Here is a 25,764-nt window from a genome sequence, read left to right as displayed (position 1 = left end):
CTATCCAAGAGTCTTCTTGATCGCTTCAATAACACGATCTGCTTGGAATGGCTTTACGATAAAGTCTTTTGCACCCGCTTGAATAGCGTCAATTACCATCGCTTGTTGACCCATAGCAGAGCACATAATAACTTTAGCATTTGCATCAATTTTTTTAATTTCTTTCAGTGCCGAAATGCCATCCATCTCAGGCATTGTAATGTCCATCGTAATAAGGTCAGGCTTAAGCTCTTTAAATCTCTCTATTGCTTGAGCACCATCTTGTGCTTCACCTACTACTTCATATCCGTTCTTTGATAAAATATCGCGTATCATCATACGCATAAAAGCTGCGTCATCTACAATCAGAATGCGGTTTGCCATCATCATTTCCTCCTAGGATGTTATTGTAATTTTTGAATGCGGTCCCATTGACTTACGATATCTGTGACGCGTACACCGAAGTTCTCATCTATAACAACAACCTCGCCTTTGGCAATAAGTTTATTGTTGACCAGAATGTCTACCGGTTCGCCTGCGAGCTTGTCCAGCTCAATGATCGAACCTTGCGAAAGCTCAAGAATATCTTTGATTTGCTTCTGGGTCCTCCCTAATTCTACAGTGACCTTAAGCGGTATGTCGAGTAATAAATTGAGATTAGTACCTTCTGTAACCACTTCTGGAGCATTGTTGAAATTAGCAAATTGGACCGGTTGAACATTTACGTTTCGATTGACATTTTGTGAGAATCCTCCTTGTGCTGGATGCCCCATATGTTGGTCAAACGATGCCGCTGGAGATCCATGTCCCATTGGCGGTTGTGAATACATTTGCGTCGGCATTTGTGGAGGAGGAGCTATTGTTGCAGCTGATTGTTGCACAGCCGCTTGCTGCTCTGCTACTGCATGTGTTTGCTGTACAGGAGCAGACACATCATCCATTCCACTTTCGCCCATTAGAGTCGATACCATTTGTTTCGCAAAGGAGACAGGCAACAACTGCATGATGGTTGAGTCTATTAGATCACCAATCGTTAAATGGAAAGATATTTTAATAAATACGTCAACCGGTGGTAAATGCCCCATACCGTCGCCATTATTCACATCCAAAATATCAATTCCTGGTGGTGAAATGTTTACGAATCTATTAAAAATAGTAGACATAGACGTTGCTGATGAGCCCATCATCTGATTCATCGCTTCTTGTACAGCACTGATATGTATCTCATTCAGTTCTTCCAGAGTGACATCACCTTCGCCGCCAAGCATCAAATCTGCAATAATTTGCGCATCTTTTGTTCGGATGACGAGGGAATTGATTCCTTCGAAACCATCTACATATTGAACGCTAACTGCTACATGCGGCTTAGGGAAAATATCAGCAAGTTCATCACGTCGTACAAGCGTTACTTGCGGCGTTGTAATATCTACCTTTTTGCCCAGCAATGTCGATAATGCAGTTGCCGCGCTTCCGAATGTAATGTTTCCAATCTCACCAAGAGCATCTTGTTCTATGGAAGATAAAAAATCAGACAGTTGAACCTCATTTGCTGGTTGTTGGACCTCATCTATCTCATTGGAGGACTGACGAAGCAACGCATCAATTTCCTCCTGTGACAAATAGTCTTTACTCATCATAATCTTCTTCCGCTCCTTCGGTTACAATCTCGTCCACCTGTATAGCAAGCTTGTCTCTAACAGAGCCCGGGCTACCAATGAACTTAAGCTTTTCTCCAACTTTTATTTTCAGTCCTTCATCTACTGGCTTATTCAGTGTAAGAACATCGCCTGCGCTCAAGGATAGAAACTCACTGATCGTAATGGAAGTTTCACCTAGCTCGGCAACGATAGGCAGCCTTGCTTTATTGACGCGCTGTTCCAGAATTTCAACCTCTTCGGGAATACGTTCCTTCTTCTGTGAAACAAACCAGTGATGGACGGACAATCTTGGCATAATCGGTTCCAGCACGACATGCGGGATACATAAGTTGATCATACCTGTTGTATCTCCAATTTTTGTGCTGAAGGATATTAGCGCTATCGTTTCATTCGGTGATACGATCTGCATAAACTGCGGATTCGTCTCAAGCGCTTCTAGTCTAGGCGAAATATCAATGATCGTCTTCCACGCTTCTTGCAAGCTATCAAAAGTTCTAGCAAATATACGTTCCATAACGGTCGTTTCGATTTCTGTCAGGTTATTAATTTTCGAAGGAGCAACACCTTGTCCGCCCAACATGCGATCTAACATGGCATAAGCAACGTTAGGATGTACTTCAAGCACCATCCGGCCTTCTAACGGTTCTGCCTCAAAAATGTTTAATATCGTCATTTTGGGAATTGAACGTATGAACTCGTCATACGGCAGTTGTTCTACATCGACGACATTGATTTGAACAAAAGTACGAAGTTGCGCTGAGAAATAGGTTGTTAAATATCGCGCGAAGTTTTCGTGAATGCGAGTTAAACTTCGAATATGATCCTTCGAGAAACGAACTGCACGCTTGAAGTCATACACACTTACCTTACGCGATATCTCTTCCTTTTTTAAATCTTCTGCATCCATCTCACCAGAGTCTAATGCTGCGAGCAGGGCGTCAATTTCGTTCTGCGATAATACATCAACCAATTTTCTCACCTCCTTCGAGGAATATCGCTCGTATTAGTTATAGTTCAGAAATGATAAAATCCGTAATTTCTACTTTGACTAATTTCCCTTTTGGTATAGCAGGATTAATTAGATTAAGCAACTTGGACTCAAGTGCGTCTTCACCTTTAGAACCGTTAAGCTCCTCAGCTGTCATATCAGCAATTGTGCGACTAATGATTGGTTTTATTTCAATCTCTAGCAATTGGTCGAAATCCGCTTTCGTTTTCTTGTTATCCAATTGGAAAGCAAAGTTCATAATAACAACATACTCAGGATCCTTAAGGTTACGACGGAATTCTTTCAGCTCAGAAGTAACTTCCACACGTTCTTTTGCTGAAAGCACTTCAATTTTTACTGGTTCTTTTGCTTCTTTTTCACCAGCGTTATCATTAAACAGCGATCTAAACAAAATAATAGCTACAATGGCTATGAGCGTAATCGATAGTAATATAGTTATTAACCACGGCAACATCTTCTTCATGTTGAAGGCCCCCCCGTTTGTTCACTCATCTGGGCCGCTGCAACGAGGCCAATTGCTTGAAGATACTTCTGATTCAGTAAGACTAGCTCAGGGGTTTTTTCTTTAACCACCAGCTTCTTACCTGTAGTTAGCGTTACAACCGTATCAGCAGATTCTTCAATCATTTCAATAAGAAGAGCATTAATTGTTACTTTAGATCCATTTAAACGCGTTACGGTAATCATCAGCTACCCCCCTTTGCTTGTAGGGGAGGCAGAACGCCTCCCGTTTATTAAAATATAAGAATTTATAAGTTTATTTATCTTATAAATGGCATATATTTCTCTGCGAAACGATAGCTAACCTCCAAAGGACGAGTTAGTCGTTTGCCCTTAATTTACTTTGAAACTATTAACGTTTCAGATTCACAACCTCTTGCAATATTTCATCCGAAGTTGTAATAATTCTGGAGTTCGCTTGGAAGCCACGCTGTGCTACGATCATCTCTGTAAACTCGGCTGTCAAATCCACATTTGACATCTCAAGTTGCCCAGCAATGATTGCGCCTGTGCCGGATTCTGGATCATTTGCAGTCAATAGCTCAAATTCTCCTTCTGGATTCGCATTCACTGTCATACGATACAAGTTGCCACCAAGCTTTTCCAATCCGCTTGGGTTAACAACTTTAGCGATGCCAAGCTGTGCAACTTCGACTTGACCATCAGCTGTAACACCAATAATTGTACCGTTTTGGCTTATACTAAACGAAGTAACTGCTTCATCAAGCACAATTGGTTCTCCACCTTGTGCAAGAACAAACAGTCCATCACCGTTTACAAGTTGTCTGGAAGCATCCAGTGTAAAATTACCTGCACGTGTTAACATTTGTTCAGTACCGTCGCCAGCTGAAACTACAAAAAATCCGTCACCATCGATACGTAAATCGGTTGATTGGTTTGTAGTCATCGCACTGCCTGGTGTATGTATCGTATCAATTGAACCAATGGATACACCAAGACCAACCTGCTTCGCATTTACTCCTCCACGTACTCCTTCTTCAGGAGCTGTAACACCTGAAACCGTTTGACTCAAAATATCTTGGAACATAACACGACCCGCTTTAAAGCCGACTGTATTAACGTTAGCAATGTTGTTACCGATTACGTCAAGCTTAGTTTGAAACCCTCTCATGCCGGACACGCCGGAATACATCGATCTTAACATGGTTTCAATTCCTCCAATTAGTTAGGTTCACAATTATTAGTTGCTTCAGTCGGTCCACAACTTAAGGCTCCCAAGTAGGTCCAGCCTTAGGATAATATAATCGCACTGTCAATCTTCGTAAACACATTGCTTTGCATTTGTTTGCCGTCCATTGCTGTTACTACTGTACGACTTGGAACATTTACAATCATCGCAATATCCTTAAACACGATAAGAGAATCTTTTGCACCTTTGGAAGCAGCATCATCTACAGCTTTCATAATTTGTGATAACGATTCCGGTTGAAGCGTTATTCCTCTTTGCTCCATACGAACTTCTGCATGATGACTGAACTTCAACACTTTGGAATCCAGCAAATCTCTGAATTCTGTTGACTGTGGTGCACGTCCGAGAGATCCTTTTACATTCTTATCAAGCTGTAATGGCGTGGTTTTGATAGGAAACAAATGACCGATTTTCATACTGTCGCTCATGGTGTCTCCACCTCTTCCGGCGTTCCAGCTCCTTCACCAGTATTATCTTCTGGTTTAACTGGTTCTGTTGGTTTTGGTTCTGTTGGTTTTGGTTCTGTTGGTTTTGGTTCTGTTTCTGATATCGAAACGACATAATCAAGTGCGATTTCTTTAGCACCCACTTTTGCAAACAATAGACCATCCTTCGAAATGATGGAGTCTGCTACGCCAGTATGAGAAGTTACTGCACCTTTGTCATCGTATTCATTCCATTGAACCCACTTGCCAATTAGACTGGATGCAGATCCAATACTCTGACGCATTCGTGATAGCTCCGCTGACATATTCACCAACTGCTCTACAGAAGTAAATTGAGCCATCTGTGCAATAAAATCTTTATCCTGCATTGGCTGCATCGGATCTTGATTTCGCAATTGAGTAACTAATATCGATAGAAACTGATCTTTGCCGAGAGTGTCTGATGGTTGCCTTTTGGCAGCTGCTTGTACATTATTTTTATCATAGCTCGGCCAAACGACTTTTTTATTGGATACACTTTCTGCCATTTCTATTCACCTCCGATCAACGATGTTAAAGGAAAATGTTGATTAAGCTGTTTCATTAATTGTTCGACCGTAGCCAAGACCATGGATTACAGCTTGTTCTACCATTTCGCTCTCAAAAGCAGAATCCCTCACTGTTTGATCATCTTTAAAACCTTGGCGATTTCCAGATGATTGCTGTCCTTGATTCCCTTGTCCGGGATGCTGATGTGTCAATTCTGACGCTGAGTGGCTTTGAGTAACCTCCAGTTTATCGACAGTTAATCCTTGTGCTTGCAATGAAGCTCTTAGTTGAGCCATTTGATTGTCTAACAAATCTTTAGCCATTGCTGTGTCGGCTTGGAACACAGCTGTAAGCAACCCGTTTTGCATCGAAATTTTCACATCCACTTGTCCTAATTGTTCAGGGAACAATATTAACTTCGCTTCTGAGAAACCATTCAATGTACGAATATCGAATTTCTGAACGATTAGACCATTCATCGTTTCTGCAAAATTATCTGCCAGAACAAATTCAGTTGTTGCTGTCGTCTTCGCTAGAATCGGTGTGAATTCACGTGCATTGTCAGGTATGACGAACGAAACGGGAGGTGCTGTAGTCAAATCCGCACTTCCTCCTGTTGCCCCTTGCTCTGCAATAGGTTGATTCGTTGCTGCAGTAGAAGCAACATTAAATAATGAAGGATGCACCGCCTGCTGTGACAATCGCTGGAGGTGAGCTCCGATATCTTTTGTCGTTGTCGACTGAACATTAAGCCAAGTTGGAGCGGTTTCTGTTGATTTAGAAGATCTACTCTCTTGAACATCTCCATCTTCAGCTAATGCGGATGCTAACACTTGAAGTTGCCCCGCAATCAACGATAACGGTTCTTGACCTTGCACTTGTTTGAGCGGACCTTGTTGCATTACTGCCTGAAGCTGTAGCAAACCATTTTGAAGAGCTGACCTAACTGCCGTCGCTGTTATCTCTAATTGATCTGGGTCAGTGCTTCCCTCCGTTAACGGTGTTGAAGTCAGTTCCTGTTTTGGCAAAGGTATACCTAACAGAGCAAGTAATGCGTTTAACTGCTCCAAATTCGCTAGAAGATCCTCTACCTTTAGTTCATTTGCTAAAGATCCATCACCCTCGGTTGCTACTAAGCTATCCACAAGACCGTCAATCATCGTTAGGACATCTTCAGCAACTAATTCTGAATTGTCTTCATTAAGTGTGATTAGCGCTCCTAATTGAGTAATGACTGCAACTGGAGTAGCGGATTCACTTAATTGTTGATCAGCACCTGTACCACCGACGATTTGTTGCACTAATGTTTGCTGGAAATCACCCGCAGCTCCTGCTCCTTGTTTTGAACCAGCAACCGAACTACTTGTCGTTGTCTGTCCAGAAGCTGCCGTTGTTGGAATAACCATGTCTATTTTCACCTCCTCTCCTAAACGATTAAAACGAATAGATTCGTTTATGTCCCTGACATTAGCTTAGTCATTATGTTCGCTGTTGCAGCTTCATCAATATTTGACATTTCCGTCAAAATGGAAGAACGAGTCGCGTCATTTACCGAATTTAGAATGCGCAGTACTTTGCTTGGGCTAATATCCATCATCTTGATTAACATTTCCCCAGCACTTTTTGCATCCATTGCAGAGAATGTGGCACTTAACTGATCGGGATCCAGTGTAGAAGAAACAGGTTTGTTATTATTGACCTCTTCCTTGTCCAAACGAGCCTGAAGTGCAGCAATTTGCATATCCTTCACGCTTTCACTATCTTTCATCTTCATAGTTGCGTCAGCAGCAATTTTGGGGTCCATTTTTTCCATAATACGGACACGGTCATCTGGACGCATCGATGAGAATAGTAGCACAACTTCATCCATTTCCATGTTCTGCACGATTGGTGCAGCTTTACCTGGTGTCATTTTTGAAAACATACTTGCGAGTTCGGTAATTTTCGCACTATATTGCTCACTATCAAGTTGCTTATCCTCATTTAGCTTTTTGAGGGTTGCATTCTCATCTTGTAGTCCCTTTACAGCCTGCGATTGAGAATCTGTTGTTGAATTAGCTGCTGCAAGCTCTGACTTCACTGCTGCCAGTTCAGTTTCAAGCTCTTTAATCTTCTCCGTCATTTTGATCGATCTAATTCCATTATCATCCATGGAGTTACCTGCAACCTTTGGCTCAGGCAATACGTTCTTTAATACAGGTACGGATTGGCCTAATTGCAGAGCTTGATTACGGAAATCAACATCAAATAGTGATAGCAGAACGAGAAGCAACACAATGACGAATATGATTGGCACCATCATGAACATAAATCGTTCAAAACCGCTATAACCTTGTTTTTCATAACCTGTATCTGCCAATTCCATTCACTCCTCTAGCGGGCAATACATTTCATTAAGATGTTGGCATCATAAAGCGGACAGTTGCCATTTCATCAAGATCGTTCTGCTCCTTTAATTGGAGCGCTTGTTTAAAACGATCTAACGCATTGTCTTTCGATTTGAGCCAAACTTTTTCGTCCATTACCTTATCTGCAAGCTTTGAGCGATTACTATCTACTACTCTTTTAGCCTGTATAACATCTTTCATTTTGTTTTCAATACAGGTTTGAAGATGATCGATATAATGCCCAATAACTTGCAGCTCTGATAACGAAATTGCTTCCTTAGAGGCATCTTGAAGCTTTTGCTCCCAAGTTTGCTTCGTTTCCTGTAGCTGTTGAAGTGATTGCTCTTCTGTTGACAATAAGCTTAATGCCGTTGATAACAGCCACTCTGCTTGTGTCTTTTGACTTGTCTTCAGATCAACAACTTTTTGGAATGAATAATGAAAGGACGCCACTTATAAACTCAACTCCTATAAAATTCATTTATTAATCGTTCCTGAGTTTCGGCTAATCCTACTTTTTCTGTTGTCTTCTGCTTAGCAAATGAAAGGATGCTATCAATATATTGGATAGCAAGATCAATTTCTTTGTTTGAACCTTGCTGATACGCCCCAATATTGATAAGATCTTCCGAATCTTTATATATAGCAAGAAGTCGCTTTAATTCATTCGCTGCATCTTGCTGCTCGTCCGTTACGATTTCTTTCATTACTCGACTTACAGAAGCCAACACATCAATGGCTGGGAAATGTCCTTTATGTGCCAAATGTCTGCTAAGTACGATATGACCGTCCAATATACCGCGAACAGCGTCAGCAATTGGTTCATTCATATCATCACCATCAACAAGCACTGTATAAAAGGCAGTGATCGAACCTGCTGTTCCTGTTCCCGCTCTCTCAAGTAATTTAGGCAGTGCAGCGAACACGGATGGCGTATAGCCCCTAGTAGCTGGCGGTTCTCCGATCGCAAGTCCTACTTCGCGAAGCGCCATTGCATATCGTGTGACGGAATCCATCATAAGCATGACGTTTAAGCCGCGATCACGGAAATATTCAGCAATTGTTGTGGCAATTAAAGCGCCCTTCATACGAATTAGTGCAGGCTGATCAGATGTAGCAACAATAACTACAGATCGGGCAAGTCCTTCTGGGCCTAAGTCCTTTTCGATAAACTCTAGCACCTCTCTGCCACGCTCACCGATTAGAGCGATAACATTTACATCAGCAGAAGTGTTTCTAGCAATCATGCCTAGCAGCGTACTTTTACCAACACCAGAACCTGCAAAAATACCTACCCGCTGACCTTGGCCTACTGTCAACAGTCCATCGATTGCTCGAACTCCAATGCTGAGTGGATCTGTTACTCTAGGACGATTTAACGGATTACTAGGTTCATTATGAGTTGAATAATGTTGCATCCGGCTAGGCAGGTATGATCCATCGAGCGGATTTCCGAGGCCATCAAGCACTTTACCTAGCAACTCAGAACCAACCTGTATTGTTAACGGTTTCCCTGTACCTACGACGTCACAACCGGGACTGATAGCATGCAGATCACCAAGCGGCATTAGTATAACTTTATTATTGCGGAAGCCGACTACTTCTGCTTTAAGGGGTTTAGCTCCCTTTGAAGGATAGATGTAACAAAGATCACCAATGCTTGCATCCGGTCCTTCGGATTCAACCGTCAAACCAATGACCTGTGTTACTTTACCATTCACGCGAATTGGATCAAGTGGTCTCAGCTGCTCCAAATACTTGTTTACATCCAGCTTATTCGAACTCATTCGTGTTCCCTCTTTCCTCGCTGCTTTGGTGAGCGAGTTGAATAAGTTCACGTTTAATTTCCGAAAGCTGAGTGTCAATTCGAGCATCTATGCTGCCAAATACTGATCGTATAACACATCCGCTGTCCTTGACTGTAGAATCGGGCAATATTTGCAATTCGGCTTGCGAATCTATCGTTGTTTGAAGCTCTTCTCTTGCAGCTTGCACGAAAGCTAGCTGTGAAGGTGCTACACATAACGTTATAACGCCTTGTTCTCTTCTTCTGGAAAGCGATTTTTTGATCAACTCAATTGCCATTTCTGGTGCTGATGCCAATTGTTGACCGATTATTTTTTCAGTTATTGCGCAACTGAGATCAACTAAAAACGGTTCTGCTTCATGGATGATTTGTTCACGCATTGCATAGGCTTGTTTGAGCACATCCGAAGCTTCTGCCAGCTTCGATTGCCATGCTTCTTGTAGTTCTGCTATTGACTGAGCCGAACCTTCAGCATACCCAAGCTCATAGCCAGCTTGTTTCGCTTCTGCGGCAGCCATTTCATCTTCGGCACGTTTCTCGAGCCACCAAACATCAATTTGCTGCCCTGCTTCGGATATCATCCGCTCACATTCTTGAGTGGATTCGAGCAATTGATTTGCAGCAAAAGCTTGAGCATCTTCCAATATTTGATCCCTGAGCGAAATGGTTTCTTCATCCGGACCGAGTATTTCAGCTTCGACATGATAATTTGCTTCTTCACTCGTTTGGATCACATAAGGATTGGACCATTGTAGTCGTTTAAATTGATCAATCGGCACAACGCTGGATGATTTTATCAAATTAGACAATGATATCATCTCCTCCGCCGCGTGCGATTATAATTTCACCCGACTCTTCTAACCTACGGATAGTAGCAACGATTCTCGTCTGAGCTTCTTCCACATCACGCAACCTGACTGGTCCCATAAATTCCATTTCTTCTTTGAACGTTTCTGCCATTCTCTTCGACATGTTGCGGAAAATAGCTTCACGAACTTCTTCGCTTGCCACTTTGAGTGCAAGTTGTAGATCTGCATTTTCGATATCGCGAATAATGCGTTGAATGGAACGATTGTCGATATTGACAATATCCTCGAATACGAACATCCGTTTTTTAATTTCTTCAGCCAACTCAGGATCTTGAATCTCAAGCGCATCCAAAATAGTACGTTCCGTACCGCGATCGACGCCATTTAGGATCTGTACAATGGAATCTATACCGCCTGCATTTGTGTAATCCTGTGTAACCGTCGCTGACAGTTTTTGTTCCAGTACTCGCTCAACCTGTGAAATAACTTCAGGAGATGTACTATCCATCAAAGCAATTCTTCTAGCTACATCAGCTTGTTTATCCTGAGGCAGTGAAGACAATATTTGCGATGATTGCTCGGATTGAAGATAAGATAATACAAGTGCAATTGTTTGAGAATTTTCATTCTGAATAAAGTTTAAAATCTGAGTTGGTTCCGCTTTTCTAGCGAAATCAAACGGTCTAACTTGTAGGGTAGCAGTCAAGCGATTTATTACATCGAGAGCTTTCGTTTCACCAAGCGCCTTTTCAAGAATTTCTTTCGCATAAGAGATACCACCCTGCGAAATATATTCCTGTGCAATACAGATTTGATGAAACTCACTTAATATTACTTCTCTATCTTGGCTATCCACTTTTCGAACATTTGCAATTTCGAGTGTAAGCTGTTCAATTTCTTCGTCGCGCAAATGCTTGAAGATTTGAGCAGACACTTCAGGACCTAACGTAATTAACAAAATTGCTGCCTTTTGGCGTCCCGATAATCCTTGCATCGCTTTTGACAATTAGAACACCTCTATTCGTCCACAAGCCAGGTGCGAAGAAGATTGACGAATTCGTCAGGTTTCCGTTTGGCAAGTGTTTCAAGATTTTTACGGGCTTGACTATCGTTGTTGACACTTTCCAAATCAAGCGTTGGATATTCAACTTTTGAAGGACTAACAAGTTCAATACTTTCGATCTCTTGTTGCTTCCGTTTACGAACTAACATGAAGATTAGTCCGCCGATCAAAGCTAGTACTGCGATACCAATACCAATTACCCATGGTAGAGAAATTCCATTTGCGGATGCCGCTGAAGGGTTCTCTGCGAATGTACGAGCGATCAACGATACTTTTTTATTAATAACTGCATCGTCGCTTACATCTTGACCCGAATCAGCCAGTTGAGATCGTACCAATGTTGTTAAATAATTCATAACAGCGGTACGGCTCGCTTCATCATTCAATTCTGCAGCCTCTATGCCGATACTAATAGAGAGATCTTTTAGGACAAAAGGCCCGGATTCGATACTGTTGTTAATTCTGTTTACTTCATAGTTTTTAATTTGAGAACTTGTTTCGGAAGTACTATTCTCTTGACCAGAAGCATCATAACCAGGAATATCCGTTTCACCAGTTCCCGCGACGCCACCAGCTTGTCCGGAAGATCCAGTTGACGAACTATTGTTTGATTCTTCGCTGAGCAAAATTCCGTTGTTGTTATTATTTTCAAGAGGCAATACCAGATTTTCTTGACTAAGCTTTTTATCAAAGTTCATGCTGCTTGATACGCTTACTACAAGATTGTCCGATCCAACGATTGGTCCGAGAAATCCTTGAATGTTTTTCTCAAGTTCAGACTCATACTTCTTCTGAATTTGAAACTGCATATCAACAACGTCTGCATTACCTGATGCTATCCCGCCTCTTTCTGATGAAACTAGTTCACCATGTTGAGTGCTTGAAATCGTAATGTCTTTAATCGCAAGATCAGCGACGGTGGCTTGTACCAAGTTGTAGTAACCGTCGATATCCTTTTGTGTAGGACGGAAGCCAGGTTCAAACTTCATTACGATTGCTGCAGAAGCTTGTGGAGCATCTTCGGTTGTTAAGAAAACACTTTCCTCAGGAGAATTAATAAGCACTTTAGAACCTTCTACACCTTTAAGTCCATTTAATAGCTTTTGAACTTCTCCATTTAAAGCATTTTGATAGATGACATTAAATTCATTTTCGGTTGTACCTAACTGGGAAGAATTAGAGCTGAATACTTCAAAACCGATAGAACCATTTTGAACAAGTCCTTGAGATCCTACATCTACTTTCACTCGCGATGCTTCTGTGCTAGGAACCATAATGCTAGTCCCACCTGCACTTAGTTCATATGGAATGCTGTTGCCGTCCAAATATGTCATTACAGCAGCAGCGTCAGTTGCGTCTAGATTTTGAAAAGCCAGTTCATATTCCGTTCTGGTGAACACGATTGTCAACAATATAATTGTCAACAATATTCCACTAATAGATGCCCCCAACCATATTTTTTGTTTTCTGCCCATCTGGCCCCAAAAATTTTTGAGCCGATCGCTATACTGGGCGAATCTCTCGTTCACATTGTCACCTCACCCAAATTCTATGCTAAGAAAAAAGTACGTTTAAATTTGCATCCGCATTATTTCCTGGTACGCCTCTACGACCTTATTGCGGACTTGTGAGGTAAGCTGCAAACTAAGATGGGCTTGTTCTGAAGCTAAAAGAACTTGCGTAACATCTACCTTGCCAACCAAATATTGATCGTTCATCTTATGTACATTTTTTTCTTGCGCACTGACATTATCAATCGCTGTTTGCAGGAATTGACTGAAATTTTGTGTCAACTCTGCCGGAGTTGATTGCTCAATCGGCTTAGTCTCGATCAGTTTAGTAGGGGCTACTGGGCCCAATGATATCGATTGAATCATCAGCTTTCCTCCGCTTTCAATTTTAATTATGCTCTTCCGATTTCAAGCGCTTTTAAAAACAAGGCCTTAGTTGCATTAATAGCAGTTACATTCGCTTCATACGAACGAGAAGCAGCTATCATGTCTACCATTTCCTTAGCTACATCTACGTTAGGCATATGTACATAACCACTCGCATCAGCATCGGGATGCGTTGGATTATAAACGAGTTTACTTGGCGTATGATCCTCTTTAATTTTTGATACTCGTACACCTTGAGAGGATTGATTGCCGTTCAGCTGATTAGCTAGAACGTTAGAGAAAGACTGGTTCATCGGCTCAAGCACAACAAGCTTTCGCTTATAAGGCTCAAATTTTCCGTTAACGAAACTGCCGCGAGTAGTTTCTGCATTAGCGATATTCGAAGATATAACATCCATTCGCATTCGCTGTGCAGTCAAAGCAGAAGCACTAATATCAAATCCGTTTGACAACTTCACTTACTAACCTCTCCCTTCAATCCCTGTACGCAGCATCTTTAAATCATGATTGATTTGCTTGATATAGAAGTTGTAACTCAACTGATTTTTTGCCAAAAGTGACATTTCTCTTTCTACATCGACGTTATTTTGATTGTTATTCATTGAGGTCGAATCATCGGTTACAACCTCTGCAAAAGGAACCTTAGATGCATTAGCTCCTATTTCGATATGTCTGCTATCAGTTCTTCGTCCGGCAAGTTTGTTTAGCCCTTCACTTCCCATCGATTGCTCAAGCAATTGTTCGAAAAGAACTTCTGAACGTTTGAAATGCGGCGTTTCAGCGTTAGCAACATTGTTCGAAATGACGCGTTGCCTCATTTCGGCTGCATACACCGCAGATTCCATACGTTTAAATGCTGCGCCATTCAACAAATTCATGTAGTTTCACCACTTTCGCTTAGGTCTCTTAAGTTAACGTATTCAACAGAATGTTCCCCATTCCTTCTTTGTTCGACATAAAATTATTAAAAAAATGAGATGAATATGTCGATTTATGCTGTCTCGATAATCTTCATCAATAACCTAAAATATTACAATGAGAAAATAGCCCTATCTTTGTTCAAAGATAGGGCTACCGTAGTCTTTAAGGCCTAGGTCTATGATTTTATTTTTTCTAACTCCTGCAAAAGCTGATGATTCAATATTCGGATATAAGTACCCTTCATTCCAAGGGATCTTGTCTCAATTACACCAGCACTTTCCAGTTTCCGGAGTGCATTGACGATAACAGAACGGGTAATACCTACACGGTCGGCAATTTTAGAAGCAACTAGCAATCCTTCCTTACCGTCCAGTTCTTCGAATATGTGTTCAACCGCTTCAAGCTCACTGAAAGACAACGAACCAACTGCTACAGAAACGACTGCTCGACTTCGTACCTCTTGCTCAATTTCTTCTGTACGTTCTCTTAAAATCTCCATCCCAACAATGGTGGAGCCATATTCAGCTAATATTAAATCATCGTCATTGAACTCGCCCGAAAGCCTTGTAAGGACTAAAGTACCTAATCGGTCTCCGCCACCAATAATCGGAACAACTGTCATAATTTCTTGATTTCCTAGTCTGGAAAACGATTCGAACACCCCTTTATCAGGAGATACATTCGTTATCGATTCTTGTGCTTCAAGGAAACCTGCATTCGTTTCCTGAGAAAATCGAAGCTCGTCCACAGATAGTGTCCGAATATAATCATGATCGTACACATCAACTGCTGCACAACCCAAAATTTTACCTCTTCTGCTTACGACAAATACATTGCTTTGCATCGTAGTACAGAGCACCTCAGCCATTTCTCTGAAGCTTAGCGCTTTCCCGGCTGCTCGTTGAAGCAACCGGTTTAGCGTTCTTGTTTTATTTAATAAACTCATTTCTTATTGCCTCCCAAAACTATAACCACTACAAGATATATTGACTTAAATCACGGTCTTGCGCAATACTACCTAACTTCTCCCTAACATACTCTGGAGTAATCGTTAGCTTCTCCAAGGACAACTCAGGAGCTTCAAACGATAAGTCCTCAAGTAGTTTCTCAAGTATCGTATGCAATCTTCTCGCACCGATATTTTCCATATTGCGATTTACATCAGCAGCGATAGATGCTAACTCACGAATAGCTTCTGGAGAAAACTCAACTTCAATACCTTCCGTTTGGAGCAGTGCCGTGTATTGCTTTGTTAGAGCATTTTTTGGCTCTGTTAATATACTAATAAAATCATCCAAGCTAAGACTCGTTAGCTCGACACGGATGGGGAAACGCCCCTGTAGTTCCGGAATAAGATCCGAAGGTTTTGCAATATGAAAAGCGCCAGCAGCAATAAACAGTACATAATCTGTTTTGACAGGTCCATACTTCGTCATAACAGTTGACCCTTCAACGATCGGAAGTATGTCGCGCTGAACGCCTTCTCTCGATACGTCAGGTCCAGAACCACGTGATGGGCTGGCAATTTTATCAATCTCATCAATAAAAATAATGCCGCTTTGCTCTGCTCGTCTAATGGACTCTGTTGTAACGTCATCCATATCGATCAGTTTATTAGCTTCTTCTTGAATCAGCGCTTTACGTGCTTCTTTCACTGGCAACTTACGCTTTTTGGCCTTCTTCGGCATTAATTGCCCGAATAACTCCTGCATATTCATTCCCATGCCCTCAGGACCCTGCCCAGAGAGCATATCAAGCATATTTGGTGATGAATCTTCCACTTCGATCTCGATTATTTCATTTTCCAGCTTACCTGCTGCTAGCTGCTCGCGAATTTGCGAACGCTTTTGCTGCAATGTATTGTCTTGCTCATGGTCTTTCTCTTCCTCTTTTTCCTCTTGGGAGCCTCCAAAGAGCATCTCAAACGGATTTTTGGAAGGTTTAGCTTTTACCGGTGACGGGGCTAATAGAGTGACGATGTGCTCATTTGCAAGCGCCTCAGCTCGATCTTTAACCTGCTCAGTCTTTTCGGATTTTACCATCCGAATAGCTGTCTCTACCAAATCTCTAACCATCGACTCCACATCACGGCCAACATAGCCAACTTCTGTGAATTTGGTTGCTTCAAGCTTAACAAATGGTGCTTTTACTAGCTTAGCCAGTCTTCGTGCAATTTCCGTCTTACCTACACCAGTAGGTCCGATCATCAAAATATTTTTTGGTACGATTTCATCTCGTATAGTTTCATCGAGCTTGCTTCTGCGATAACGATTGCGAAGAGCGACCGCAACAGATCGTTTCGCATCCTTCTGACCAACAATATACTTATCCAGCTCCGCAACGATCTGGCGCGGTGTCAGTGCATCATGTCCCATTATTTAATCGCCTCCGCTTTCATCTAAACGATTTCTTCAACAATAATATTATGATTCGTAAATACACATATTTCTGCTGCAATCTCAAGTGCTGACCGTGCCATATCTTTTGCTTCCATAGCAGGAGCATGTCGCTTGAGTGCTCTAGCTGCCGAAAGCGCAAAGCTGCCACCAGAGCCGATTGCCAAAATTCCATCATCTGGTTCAATAATTTCACCATTACCTGAAATAAGCAGCAACCCTGACTTATCCATAACTAGCATCATCGCTTCAAGCTTACGCAAAATACGATCTGAACGCCAGTCTTTCGCGAGTTCTACAGCAGCACGTTGTAAATTACCATGATGCTCTTCAAGCTTAGCTTCAAATTTCTCAAAAAGAGTAATCGCGTCAGCGACAGAACCTGCGAATCCCGCAACAACTTGACCACGATAGAGTCTTCTAACCTTCTTCGCTTGATGCTTCATGACCATACTATTACCGAACGTTACCTGACCATCACCTGCAATAGCACCCTTACCCTCATGTCTTACCGCACATATCGTCGTAGCATGAAACTGCATTTCCATTACGATGCCTCCCCCAAAGTTTTTGTGAAACAAAAACTTATCCAAGTAAACATAAATTTTGCAAAGCTAAAACTTACTTACGTAAGCATAAAAAACACTTTTTAGTCCTGCTACATAATTCTATGCCAAATTAGCTTTAAGCAATGTCTAGTTCTATAAAATATGCTTAAACATAAATTCTCTAGTTTACTTTACGGCTGAATGCTGCAAATGTTCCTTTTTAAATTGCTCGATTTGCTCAAGAGCCCGATTTGCAATTGCTTCGTTCTTATCCTTTTTGCTGCGCATTCGAGTTTCAAGAGGCGGGAACAATCCAAAATTAGCATTCATTGGTTGAAAATGTTTGAAGTCAGCAGTCGTAATATAATGCGCCATACTGCCAAGAGCTGTTTGCTCTGGAAGCACAAGTGGCTCTAGACCTTTTGCTAATCGAGCAGCGTTCAGACCAGCAATTAGACCAGAAGCAGCAGATTCTACATAACCCTCTACACCCGTCATTTGACCAGCAAAAAACAATGTTTCTTTTGCTTGCGTCTGATAAGTAGGTTTTAGCAGTCGCGGTGAGTTAATGAATGTGTTGCGATGCATTACACCGAATCGAACAAATTCTGCGTTCTCAAGACCAGGAATTAGTGAAAACACTCGCTTCTGCTCGCCCCACTTCAAATGAGTCTGGAAGCCAACCATATTATACAGTGTTCCTGCTGCGTTGTCTTGGCGCAATTGAATGACTGCATGCGGTAACTTCCCAGTATGAGGGTTAACAAGACCAACCGGTTTCATTGGGCCAAAAAGAGCAGTTTGCTTACCGCGACTCATCATCACTTCAATCGGCATGCAACCTTCGAAATAAATTTCTTTTTCGAATTCCTTAAGCTCTGCTTTTTCTGCTGTAATAATGGCTTCATAGAAAACATCGAATTCCTCTTCCGTCATCGGGCAATTCAAATAAGCCGCCTCGCCCTTATCATACCTTGATGCAAGATATACTTTGCTCATATCAATGGAATCTTTATCGATAATTGGCGCTGCAGCATCATAGAAGTAGAAATATTCTTCGCCTAATAAAGCTTGAATTTGCTTTGAAAGATCCGGAGCTGTAAGTGGACCTGTAGCAATAACTACAATACCATCTGTCGGAATTTCAGTAACTTCTTCATTTCTAACCTCAATTAACGGATGGTTATGAAGTCTGCTTGTAACTTCCCCTGAGAAGCCATCGCGATCTACCGCTAACGCTCCTCCCGCAGGGACAGCATGTTGATCCGCACTGCTCAGTATGATGGAGTCTAGCCTTCTCATCTCTTCCTTTAAAACACCAACTGCGTTTGCTAAGCCATTTGCCCGAAGGCTATTGCTGCATACAAGTTCAGCAAAATTATTAGTGTGATGTGCTGGTGTTTGTCTAACTGGACGCATTTCATATAATACAACGGGCACGCCCTGAGATGCGATCTGCCAAGCAGCCTCGCTCCCAGCAAGTCCTGCTCCGATTACTGTTACTTTTTGTTGTGACATGATGGTTCATTCCTTTCGAATATACTAACGTTACCTTGATAAGGAAATACTACCCAATCCTTCAAAGGTGCTACTACCAAACCTTCAAAGGCTTTTAAATCTTTTCGAACCCACCCAAACACTCAAGAGTTTCGAACCCACCCAAACCCTCCCTTCCAAGGGAGGGCCCCAAGGCGCTGCGCCCTCTGGACACCCGCCTTTTGACACACGATGGATCTACTACTCACCAACTGAAGTCAATTTCTGCTAATAACGCTCTCGTCCCCTAGGACACGCTTGAATGCGATTAGACATAGTTAGTTGATGGAATGCGATTAAGCATAGTTAGTTTAATAATTTATGTGCGAAGTTAATAGTTAAGTGCTCTCCCGTTTACTTTCGAGCTATTCAATGAATGTAACGAATATCAAATACTTCGTCCATGCTGGACCTAAGTAACACTCTATGCTAACGGACGTCAGATACCTTATTTGACCTAAAACCAACTATTTTTTATTCTAACGGACATACGATCCGTTATTTCACTATATTCCGTACTTTTAGATACTTTTTAATGTAAATAAGGGCTTCTATGTCCGTTAAAACTATCCTATAGCCCATATGATTCAAATAACGTATGCTATGTCCTTTAAACTGAAACCACGATGAGTCAGACACTTTTTATTGTGCCAGTCTATGATTACTACTACTTCTATTGCTGAGTTTATAATTACTTTGACGCTACTCTTTGAGCCACTTTAGTTACTACTCTTAGTTACTACTTTTGTTACTGCTCTTAGTTACTACTTTTGTTACTTCTCTTGATGCAACTTGCAGAGCTACTTTTAAACCACTTTAACCACTGCTCTTGATGTTCCTTAAGATTATGCTGCTGATGTTTTTTGCAATTATTTCAACATTCAATTTTCTTTTGAGAAGTACATTATACCCTATTTAGTCGCATAGAGGCTTGTTGTTCACAATGTTATTGTTGGTCTTAGAACAACATCATCCTCCCTTGTTCAGGGAGGACGTGTTGTTCGATATGAAAGAACCTACAGCTCATTATATGAGTAATGACGTTCGATTGTAGAGGAATGTGGCAGTGGTTAGCATATTTCCAGTTCAAATCTATTCATTGAAAACCTTTAGTCAAACTTCGACCACAACGGTATGCAACGATTGTCTAGTGAACCAGTTGTTATACTAATTATGCTTGTTCTTCTTGATCATCGTCTACTACCTCTTCCGAATAATCGCACGTTACACATTGCAACTTCGCACCACTGCGATTGCGTTTCTCAACTAACATGGACTCGCAGCTTGGGCATTTTTTTTCTGTTGGCTTATCCCATGATACATAGTCACATCCAGGATATTGATCACAGCCGTAGAAGAAACGTCCTTTTTTACTGCGTCTCTCAATGATTTTGCCCTCCGCACATTTCGGACAAGCTACGCCGATATCCTTAACGATCGGTTTCGTATTACGGCATTCAGGAAAACCGGAGCATGCGAGGAACTTTCCGAAACGTCCCATTTTATAAACGAGATGCTTGCCGCATTTCTCGCAAATTTCATCCGACACTTCATCTTGAATCTCGATTTCCTTCATTTCGTCCTCAGCAACTTCAAGACGCTTCTCAAACGTTTCATAGAACTTGGCAAGTACTTTTACCCAATCCTCTGTACCTTCTTCGACTTGGTCAAGGTTACCTTCCATGTTCGCTGTAAATTCGGCGTTCAAAATTTCCGGGAAAAACTCTTCCATGAGCTGAATAACCAAATCGCCAAGCTCAGTAGGCATGAATTTTTTCTCTTCCATCGCAACATACCCACGCTTTTGTATCGTTTCTAGCGTAGGTGCATACGTACTTGGTCGACCTATACCTAGCTCCTCAAGCGTACGAACAAGCCGTGCTTCTGAATAACGAGGCGGCGGCTGTGTGAAATGTTGTTTCGGTTCAACGGACTCCGATGTAATGACATCTCCAACAGCTAGAGGTGGCAAAAACTTATGCTCCTCTACAGTGCCGTCATCATTACCCTCTACGTATACTTTCATGAAACCCGCAAACTTAACCTTAGATCCATTAGCTCTAAAGATCGTATCTCCACTTTCCATATCTACAGTCATCGTATCAAGAACCGCAGATGACATTTGACTGGATGTGTAACGCTCCCAAATAAGCTTGTAAAGGCGATGTTGATCACGTGATAGGAATGGCTTCATTGTTTCAGGATCACGAAGTATGGAAGTAGGACGAATAGCTTCATGCGCATCTTGGGCATTACTGTTTTTCTTCGTATATACTCGTGGCTGCTCCGGTACGAAATCCGGTCCATATTTTTCTGAAATATACTCTTTTGTTTCTTCCTGTGCTACCGGAGAAATTCGTGTAGAATCCGTTCTCATATACGTAATTAACCCGACAGTTCCTTCTTTGCCAAGCTCCACACCTTCATAAAGCTGCTGTGCCACTGACATCGTCTTAGATGCACGGAACCCAATCTTACGAGCAGCCTCTTGTTGAAGCGAACTCGTAATAAATGGCGGTGCAGGATTACGGAGACGCTCTTTCTCCTTCACTTCAACTACAGTAAAAGGATTGCCACCCATCGCTTGGAGTACTTCTTGAACGTCAGCTTCTTTGCCTAATTCACGTTTCACTCCGTTGATAGAAAAATATTTACCATCAAAATTGATTCCGTTTTGACTAAGCTTTGCTGTAATCGACCAGTACTCTTCCGGAATGAAAGCATCAATTTCATTATCCCGATCAATAATTAGTTTCACTGCAACGGATTGAACACGACCTGCAGATAGACCTTTTTTCACTTTTTTCCATAACAATGGACTAATTTTGTAGCCGACTAGTCGATCTAGAATACGTCTAGCTTGCTGTGCATTAACTAAATCCATATTAATTTTTCTTGGTGTTTTAAATGCATCCTTGACCGCTTGTTTCGTTATTTCATTAAATACAACCCGACATGTGTCACCTTCGTTAAGCTCCAAATAATGAGCCAAATGCCAGGCAATTGCTTCTCCTTCGCGATCCGGATCGGCCGCTAGAAAAACATGTTTAACTTTTTTGCTGGCGTCCTTTAATTCTTTTAGAACGCTGCCTTTACCGCGGATCGTAATGTATTTGGGATTAAAATCATTTTCGACCTCAACGCCAATTTGACTTTTAGGCAAATCTCGAATGTGACCCATTGATGCCTTTACGATATATTTGCTGCCTAAATATTTTCCTATCGTCTTGGCTTTGGCCGGTGATTCTACAATAACTAATGAATCTGCCATGCGAGGTGCCTCCTCTCTCTACGACAAGTTACAATGCAATATATATGGAACCGGGCTGAAGCTCGATTTTCCGTTTTATACATAAATTTAGCAGAAGTGCGTTCAAATGTCCAAACGGAATAGATGACAGCTCGTGTAGTTCATTAATTGACAAAGGTTGATCATGCAAAAGAGCAATTAAATGACGCTCCTCAGGCTCCAAATCTTCCTTTTGTTTATCTGTTTTCATTTCATCATGCTTTTGCTCGGCTGAGTTCGTCTTAATTGTGTCACAAAGCCATGGAAGTTCGGCGAATATTTGCTGGATATCACTTAGTAATAGTGCTTTCCCTTCACGGATCAATTCATTAGGTCCTTCACTCTTTGGTGAAGAGATTGGCCCTGGAAGTGCAAATAATTCACGATTCATCTCCATCGCATGTTTTGCAGTAATTAACGATCCGCTTTTCCGTTCACCTTCTATTACAATAGTCGCTCTAGACAATGCCGCAATAATGCGATTTCGTTGATGAAACTGACCTCGATGAAGTGGCGTTCCTATCGGTGTCTCCGACAGAAGCAGCCCCTTTTCTGCAATTTTCCGAAATAAATAATCATTCTCTGGTGGGTAACAGGTATCGATTGGTGTAGGAATAACCGCAATCGTCCCCCCAGCGCCCTCTAGCGCCGCTTCATGCGCACGACTGTCAATACCTCTAGCAAGACCACTAATGACCGTTAGACTCTCAGCAGAGAGTTGCTGAGCCATTAACGAAGCTGTATGTCTGCCATAAGCAGTAGGTACACGAGTTCCCACAATAGCAACTGCTGGATTATTTAACAGTTCCAGTCGTCCACGAGCATACAGAACCCATGGTGGCTGAGCAATTTCACGTAATATTTCTGGATATCGCAAATCGAAAGGTGTCAACACTTCAGCATCATAATTTTTCAAAACAGATGGAGTGTCAGTTGTAAGCTTCCACGGTTGTTCTTGGTATAACGCAACTGCTTTTGCAGCTTGATCTCGCCGTAATCCGATAGCGGTTAAATCTTCTACCGTCCACTCTTCTTTTTTCCATAGTTGATGACGAACCGCTTTGTCAATTGCATGCCAACCAATACCTGGAAGCTCGTAAAATGCGATGATCATTCGCCTGCAAACGTGTTCGTTATTATCCATATTAACCAACCCTCTCGTTAATTGGGCCGGCTTGCATTCTTATCTATTGTGCGTTACAGAGCTACAGAATGCAAGTCAACCGCTAAAATTATGGAGCTAAACAAAAAAAGGCAACCTCCGAGCACCCATTAAAGGTGTCGAAAGGTTGCCTACCTTATCGTTTTACGAAATGGCTATTTGCGAGTAATACATTTCTCTAGCAAGCCTTGCTCTTCAAGCACGCTTACAAGAGTGGAGCCCATCTCAGAAGGAGTTGGAGCTACTTTGATGCCGCAAGCTTCAAGTGTTTTGATCTTCTCAGCAGCTGTACCTTTGCCGCCAGAGATGATTGCACCAGCATGTCCCATCCGTTTGCCCGGAGGCGCTGTTGCGCCGCCGATGAAGCCTACAACCGGCTTAGTCATGTTAGCTTTAACCCACTCTGCTGCTTCTTCTTCAGCTGTTCCACCAATTTCACCGATCATAATAACTGCATAAGTATCAGGATCATCGTTGAAGCGGCTAAGAATATCGATAAACTCGGAACCTTTAACTGGATCTCCGCCGATACCTACTGCAGAAGATTGTCCAATTCCGCGAGTCGTAAGTTGATGAACAGCCTCGTACGTAAGCGTCCCAGAACGGGATACAACGCCTACATGACCAACTGTATGAATGTAGCCCGGCATAATACCGATTTTGCATTCGCCTGGTGTAATAACACCCGGGCAGTTAGGTCCGATAAGTACTGTTTTGCTTCCATCCATATAACGTTTCACATTAACCATATCCAAAACCGGAATGCCTTCTGTGATACAGATTACAAGATCAAGCTCAGCATCTACTGCTTCCATAATCGCGTCAGCTGCGAATGCAGGAGGAACATAGATAACAGAAGCTGTTGCACCTGTTGCCGCTACTGCTTCTGCAACCGTATTAAATACAGGAAGGGAAACAACGGAACCGCTTTCAAGCGTAATATCAACATTAGTTCCACCTTTACCAGGTGTAACGCCGCCTACCATTTGCGTACCGTAATCTAGTGCGCCTTTAGCATGGAACAAGCCAGTTGCACCTGTAATGCCTTGAGTGATGACCTTAGTATCTTTATTGACCAAAATACTCAACTTAACTCACATCCCCTGATTGAATTCGTATGCGTGTAAGCCGCACAGTAAGCTATCTTATTTCACGAGAGCGACAATCTTCTGTGCGCCGTCCGCCATGGAATCAGCAGCTACAATGTTCAATCCCGATTCGTTCAATATTTTCTTACCAAGTTCCACGTTTGTACCTTCAAGACGTACAACAAGCGGACGGCTAAGACCCAATTCCTTCGCTGCAGCAACTACACCCTCAGCGATGATGTCGCATTTCATGATGCCACCGAAGATGTTAACGAAAATACCTTTAACCTTCTCATCGGACAAAATGATTTTGAAAGCTTCAGTAACTTTCTCTTTTGTAGCACCGCCCCCAACGTCAAGGAAGTTAGCAGGGTCGCCGCCATAATATTTAATAATATCCATTGTCGCCATTGCAAGTCCCGCGCCGTTAACCATACAGCCGATGTTGCCGTCAAGCGCAATGTAACTAAGATCATATTTGGATGCTTCAATTTCTTTAGCATCTTCTTCTTCAAGGTCACGAAGCTCAAGGATATCCTTACGGCGATAAAGCGCGTTGGAATCAAAGTTAAGCTTAGCATCAAGCGCCATTACATTACCGTCACCAGTAATAACAAGCGGATTGATCTCAGCAATTGAGCAATCTTTTTCAACGAAAGCTGTGTACAATGCAAGCATAAATTTCACTGTTTTGTTAACCAGCTCATTTGGGATATTGATCGCATATGCTAGTTTGCGAGCTTGGAAAGCTTGCATGCCTACGGCAGGATCAATTACTTCTTTGAAGATCTTCTCAGGGGAATGCTCAGCAACTTCTTCAATTTCAGTGCCGCCCTCTTCTGAAGCCATCATCGTTACACGACCAGTACCACGATCAAGTACTACACCAATGTAGTATTCTTTCTTAATGTCACAGCCTTGCTCGATCAGAAGACGTTTAACTTCTTTACCTTCTGGACCAGTTTGGTGAGTGACTAGTACCTTACCAAGAATTTCGCTTGCAAATGTACGTACTTCTTCTAAACTTTTAGCAACTTTTACGCCGCCCGCTTTACCGCGTCCACCTGCGTGAATTTGTGCTTTCACGACGACAACGGGTGTTCCGAGCGCCTCAGCTGCCGCAACAGCTTCATCAACGGAGAATGCAACTTTGCCCTCCGGTACGATTACACCATACTGTTTTAGCACCGCTTTGCCTTGATACTCATGGATATTCATTGTTGAAATCCTCCATTTCACAGACTCAAATCAGTCATATGTACACAAACCTTTATCATTGTAGCATCTTTCCTTGTCCGATACCTTATATTTCTCTTAGAAAGCGCAGTCTTTTTTGATATGGATATCATCTCAAAATGAGATTAAACCAACTTCTCCAACTAGTATGACCCAATACTGGTAAATTAATAAAACGATAAAATACGCATTACTACGCTGTTTTTACACTTATTTTTTACGATAATTGACAACTTATTAGTTTGAGGCTATTATCTTAATCAACTTCATATTGGAAAATGATAGTGGTAGGG

The 25,764-nt window shown here is 42.0% G+C and carries 26 protein-coding genes; all 26 read right to left on the bottom strand.

What is annotated here, in order from left to right:
- Nucleotides 1-363 (bottom strand): response regulator, encoded by a 363-nt coding sequence (locus MFF31_RS15360; protein WP_238188987.1) that lies wholly within the window; start codon nt 361-363, stop codon nt 1-3.
- A 20-nt stretch (nt 364-383) separates the two neighbouring features.
- A complete protein-coding gene (gene fliY / locus MFF31_RS15355; RefSeq protein ID WP_238188986.1) occupies nt 384-1,616 on the bottom strand; it encodes a flagellar motor switch phosphatase FliY in 1,233 nt (410 codons plus the stop codon).
- On the bottom strand, nt 1,606-2,607 hold the full coding sequence (gene fliM, locus MFF31_RS15350) for a flagellar motor switch protein FliM (protein ID WP_238188985.1): 1,002 nt from the start codon (nt 2,605-2,607) through the stop codon (nt 1,606-1,608). Before fliM ends, fliY begins: the two co-directional genes overlap by 11 nt.
- 37 nt (nt 2,608-2,644) lie before the next feature.
- Nucleotides 2,645-3,109 carry a flagellar basal body-associated FliL family protein gene (locus tag MFF31_RS15345; protein WP_238188984.1) on the bottom strand — a complete coding sequence of 155 codons (465 nt, stop codon included), beginning with the start codon at nt 3,107-3,109 and terminating at the stop codon, nt 2,645-2,647.
- Nucleotides 3,106-3,333, bottom strand: a complete 228-nt coding sequence (locus tag MFF31_RS15340; protein ID WP_238188983.1) for a flagellar FlbD family protein — start codon at nt 3,331-3,333, stop codon at nt 3,106-3,108. Before MFF31_RS15340 ends, MFF31_RS15345 begins: the two co-directional genes overlap by 4 nt.
- A 166-nt stretch (nt 3,334-3,499) precedes the next feature.
- Nucleotides 3,500-4,312 (bottom strand): flagellar basal body rod protein FlgG, encoded by an 813-nt coding sequence (gene flgG, locus MFF31_RS15335; RefSeq protein WP_238188982.1) that lies wholly within the window; start codon nt 4,310-4,312, stop codon nt 3,500-3,502.
- A gap of 86 nt (nt 4,313-4,398) precedes the next feature.
- Nucleotides 4,399-4,785, bottom strand: coding sequence for a TIGR02530 family flagellar biosynthesis protein (locus MFF31_RS15330; protein ID WP_238188981.1), 387 nt, complete (start codon nt 4,783-4,785; stop codon nt 4,399-4,401).
- A complete protein-coding gene (locus tag MFF31_RS15325; protein WP_238188980.1) occupies nt 4,782-5,330 on the bottom strand; it encodes a flagellar hook capping FlgD N-terminal domain-containing protein in 549 nt (182 codons plus the stop codon). The genes MFF31_RS15330 and MFF31_RS15325 overlap by 4 nt, the downstream gene beginning before the upstream one ends.
- Nucleotides 5,331-5,372: 42 nt before the next feature.
- Nucleotides 5,373-6,737 (bottom strand): flagellar hook-length control protein FliK, encoded by a 1,365-nt coding sequence (locus MFF31_RS15320; protein WP_238188979.1) that lies wholly within the window; start codon nt 6,735-6,737, stop codon nt 5,373-5,375.
- A gap of 47 nt (nt 6,738-6,784) precedes the next feature.
- Nucleotides 6,785-7,696 (bottom strand): MotE family protein, encoded by a 912-nt coding sequence (locus tag MFF31_RS15315; RefSeq protein ID WP_238188978.1) that lies wholly within the window; start codon nt 7,694-7,696, stop codon nt 6,785-6,787.
- A gap of 28 nt (nt 7,697-7,724) precedes the next feature.
- Nucleotides 7,725-8,171 carry a flagellar export protein FliJ gene (gene fliJ, locus MFF31_RS15310; protein ID WP_238188977.1) on the bottom strand — a complete coding sequence of 149 codons (447 nt, stop codon included), beginning with the start codon at nt 8,169-8,171 and terminating at the stop codon, nt 7,725-7,727.
- 8 nt (nt 8,172-8,179) lie between these two features.
- A complete protein-coding gene (gene fliI / locus MFF31_RS15305) occupies nt 8,180-9,505 on the bottom strand; it encodes a flagellar protein export ATPase FliI (protein ID WP_238188976.1) in 1,326 nt (441 codons plus the stop codon).
- Nucleotides 9,492-10,334, bottom strand: coding sequence for a FliH/SctL family protein (locus tag MFF31_RS15300; protein WP_238188975.1), 843 nt, complete (start codon nt 10,332-10,334; stop codon nt 9,492-9,494). Before MFF31_RS15300 ends, fliI begins: the two co-directional genes overlap by 14 nt.
- A complete protein-coding gene (gene fliG, locus MFF31_RS15295) occupies nt 10,327-11,328 on the bottom strand; it encodes a flagellar motor switch protein FliG (protein WP_375541359.1) in 1,002 nt (333 codons plus the stop codon). The genes MFF31_RS15300 and fliG overlap by 8 nt, the downstream gene beginning before the upstream one ends.
- Before the next feature lie 23 nt (nt 11,329-11,351).
- On the bottom strand, nt 11,352-12,926 hold the full coding sequence (gene fliF, locus MFF31_RS15290) for a flagellar basal-body MS-ring/collar protein FliF (protein ID WP_238188973.1): 1,575 nt from the start codon (nt 12,924-12,926) through the stop codon (nt 11,352-11,354).
- A gap of 42 nt (nt 12,927-12,968) precedes the next feature.
- The gene (fliE, locus tag MFF31_RS15285) at nt 12,969-13,274 is read right to left on the bottom strand and encodes a flagellar hook-basal body complex protein FliE (protein ID WP_238188972.1); all 306 of its coding nucleotides are present in this window, start codon (nt 13,272-13,274) and stop codon (nt 12,969-12,971) included.
- 26 nt (nt 13,275-13,300) lie between these two features.
- Entirely contained in the window at nt 13,301-13,753 is a 453-nt protein-coding gene (gene flgC, locus MFF31_RS15280) for a flagellar basal body rod protein FlgC (RefSeq protein WP_238188971.1), read from the bottom strand.
- 3 nt (nt 13,754-13,756) lie between these two features.
- Nucleotides 13,757-14,173, bottom strand: coding sequence for a flagellar basal body rod protein FlgB (gene flgB / locus MFF31_RS15275; protein ID WP_238188970.1), 417 nt, complete (start codon nt 14,171-14,173; stop codon nt 13,757-13,759).
- Nucleotides 14,174-14,391: 218 nt separating this feature from the next.
- Nucleotides 14,392-15,162 (bottom strand): GTP-sensing pleiotropic transcriptional regulator CodY, encoded by a 771-nt coding sequence (gene codY, locus MFF31_RS15270; RefSeq protein ID WP_238188969.1) that lies wholly within the window; start codon nt 15,160-15,162, stop codon nt 14,392-14,394.
- 28 nt (nt 15,163-15,190) lie between these two features.
- Complete coding sequence (hslU, locus tag MFF31_RS15265) at nt 15,191-16,591, bottom strand: ATP-dependent protease ATPase subunit HslU (protein ID WP_238188968.1); 1,401 nt, start codon at nt 16,589-16,591, stop codon at nt 15,191-15,193.
- A gap of 23 nt (nt 16,592-16,614) precedes the next feature.
- The gene (hslV, locus tag MFF31_RS15260; RefSeq protein ID WP_238188967.1) at nt 16,615-17,160 is read right to left on the bottom strand and encodes an ATP-dependent protease subunit HslV; all 546 of its coding nucleotides are present in this window, start codon (nt 17,158-17,160) and stop codon (nt 16,615-16,617) included.
- A gap of 186 nt (nt 17,161-17,346) precedes the next feature.
- Nucleotides 17,347-18,681, bottom strand: a complete 1,335-nt coding sequence (trmFO, locus tag MFF31_RS15255; protein WP_238192052.1) for an FADH(2)-oxidizing methylenetetrahydrofolate--tRNA-(uracil(54)-C(5))-methyltransferase TrmFO — start codon at nt 18,679-18,681, stop codon at nt 17,347-17,349.
- 1,186 nt (nt 18,682-19,867) lie between these two features.
- On the bottom strand, nt 19,868-21,967 hold the full coding sequence (gene topA / locus MFF31_RS15250; RefSeq protein ID WP_238188966.1) for a type I DNA topoisomerase: 2,100 nt from the start codon (nt 21,965-21,967) through the stop codon (nt 19,868-19,870).
- Between the two features lie 28 nt (nt 21,968-21,995).
- Nucleotides 21,996-23,129 (bottom strand): DNA-processing protein DprA, encoded by a 1,134-nt coding sequence (dprA, locus tag MFF31_RS15245; protein WP_238188965.1) that lies wholly within the window; start codon nt 23,127-23,129, stop codon nt 21,996-21,998.
- Between the two features lie 173 nt (nt 23,130-23,302).
- Nucleotides 23,303-24,235: a succinate--CoA ligase subunit alpha gene (sucD, locus tag MFF31_RS15240; protein ID WP_238188964.1), complete on the bottom strand. Its 933-nt coding sequence runs from the start codon at nt 24,233-24,235 to the stop codon at nt 23,303-23,305.
- Between the two features lie 57 nt (nt 24,236-24,292).
- Complete coding sequence (gene sucC, locus MFF31_RS15235) at nt 24,293-25,453, bottom strand: ADP-forming succinate--CoA ligase subunit beta (protein ID WP_238188963.1); 1,161 nt, start codon at nt 25,451-25,453, stop codon at nt 24,293-24,295.
- Nucleotides 25,454-25,764: the final 311 nt, after the last annotated feature.

Source organism: Paenibacillus sp. L3-i20, from assembly GCF_022180385.2.
GTDB lineage: Bacteria > Bacillota > Bacilli > Paenibacillales > Paenibacillaceae > Pristimantibacillus.
Note: the sequence above shows the minus strand (reverse complement) of the source record. Positions and strands in the feature narration are given on the sequence as shown.

Excerpts from the sequence above, each read along its gene's own strand:
- MFF31_RS15340 (WP_238188983.1), bottom strand. The coding sequence starts at position 3,333 with ATGATTACCGTAACGCGTTTAAATGGATCTAAAGTAACAATTAATGCT.
- dprA (WP_238188965.1), bottom strand. The coding sequence starts at position 23,129 with ATGGATAATAACGAACACGTTTGCAGGCGAATGATCATCGCATTTTAC.
- fliI (WP_238188976.1), bottom strand. The coding sequence starts at position 9,505 with ATGAGTTCGAATAAGCTGGATGTAAACAAGTATTTGGAGCAGCTGAGA.
- MFF31_RS15330 (WP_238188981.1), bottom strand. The coding sequence starts at position 4,785 with ATGAGCGACAGTATGAAAATCGGTCATTTGTTTCCTATCAAAACCACG.
- codY (WP_238188969.1), bottom strand. The coding sequence starts at position 15,162 with ATGAGTTTATTAAATAAAACAAGAACGCTAAACCGGTTGCTTCAACGA.
- fliE (WP_238188972.1), bottom strand. The coding sequence starts at position 13,274 with ATGATTCAATCGATATCATTGGGCCCAGTAGCCCCTACTAAACTGATC.
- MFF31_RS15360 (WP_238188987.1), bottom strand. The coding sequence starts at position 363 with ATGGCAAACCGCATTCTGATTGTAGATGACGCAGCTTTTATGCGTATG.
- topA (WP_238188966.1), bottom strand. The coding sequence starts at position 21,967 with ATGGCAGATTCATTAGTTATTGTAGAATCACCGGCCAAAGCCAAGACG.
- MFF31_RS15315 (WP_238188978.1), bottom strand. The coding sequence starts at position 7,696 with ATGGAATTGGCAGATACAGGTTATGAAAAACAAGGTTATAGCGGTTTT.
- hslV (WP_238188967.1), bottom strand. The coding sequence starts at position 17,160 with ATGGAAATGCAGTTTCATGCTACGACGATATGTGCGGTAAGACATGAG.
- MFF31_RS15325 (WP_238188980.1), bottom strand. The coding sequence starts at position 5,330 with ATGGCAGAAAGTGTATCCAATAAAAAAGTCGTTTGGCCGAGCTATGAT.
- fliG (WP_375541359.1), bottom strand. The coding sequence starts at position 11,328 with ATGCAAGGATTATCGGGACGCCAAAAGGCAGCAATTTTGTTAATTACG.
- flgB (WP_238188970.1), bottom strand. The coding sequence starts at position 14,173 with ATGAATTTGTTGAATGGCGCAGCATTTAAACGTATGGAATCTGCGGTG.
- MFF31_RS15345 (WP_238188984.1), bottom strand. The coding sequence starts at position 3,109 with ATGAAGAAGATGTTGCCGTGGTTAATAACTATATTACTATCGATTACG.
- sucC (WP_238188963.1), bottom strand. The coding sequence starts at position 25,453 with ATGAATATCCATGAGTATCAAGGCAAAGCGGTGCTAAAACAGTATGGT.
- hslU (WP_238188968.1), bottom strand. The coding sequence starts at position 16,591 with ATGGGACATGATGCACTGACACCGCGCCAGATCGTTGCGGAGCTGGAT.
- fliY (WP_238188986.1), bottom strand. The coding sequence starts at position 1,616 with ATGATGAGTAAAGACTATTTGTCACAGGAGGAAATTGATGCGTTGCTT.
- flgG (WP_238188982.1), bottom strand. The coding sequence starts at position 4,312 with ATGTTAAGATCGATGTATTCCGGCGTGTCCGGCATGAGAGGGTTTCAA.
- MFF31_RS15320 (WP_238188979.1), bottom strand. The coding sequence starts at position 6,737 with ATGGTTATTCCAACAACGGCAGCTTCTGGACAGACAACGACAAGTAGT.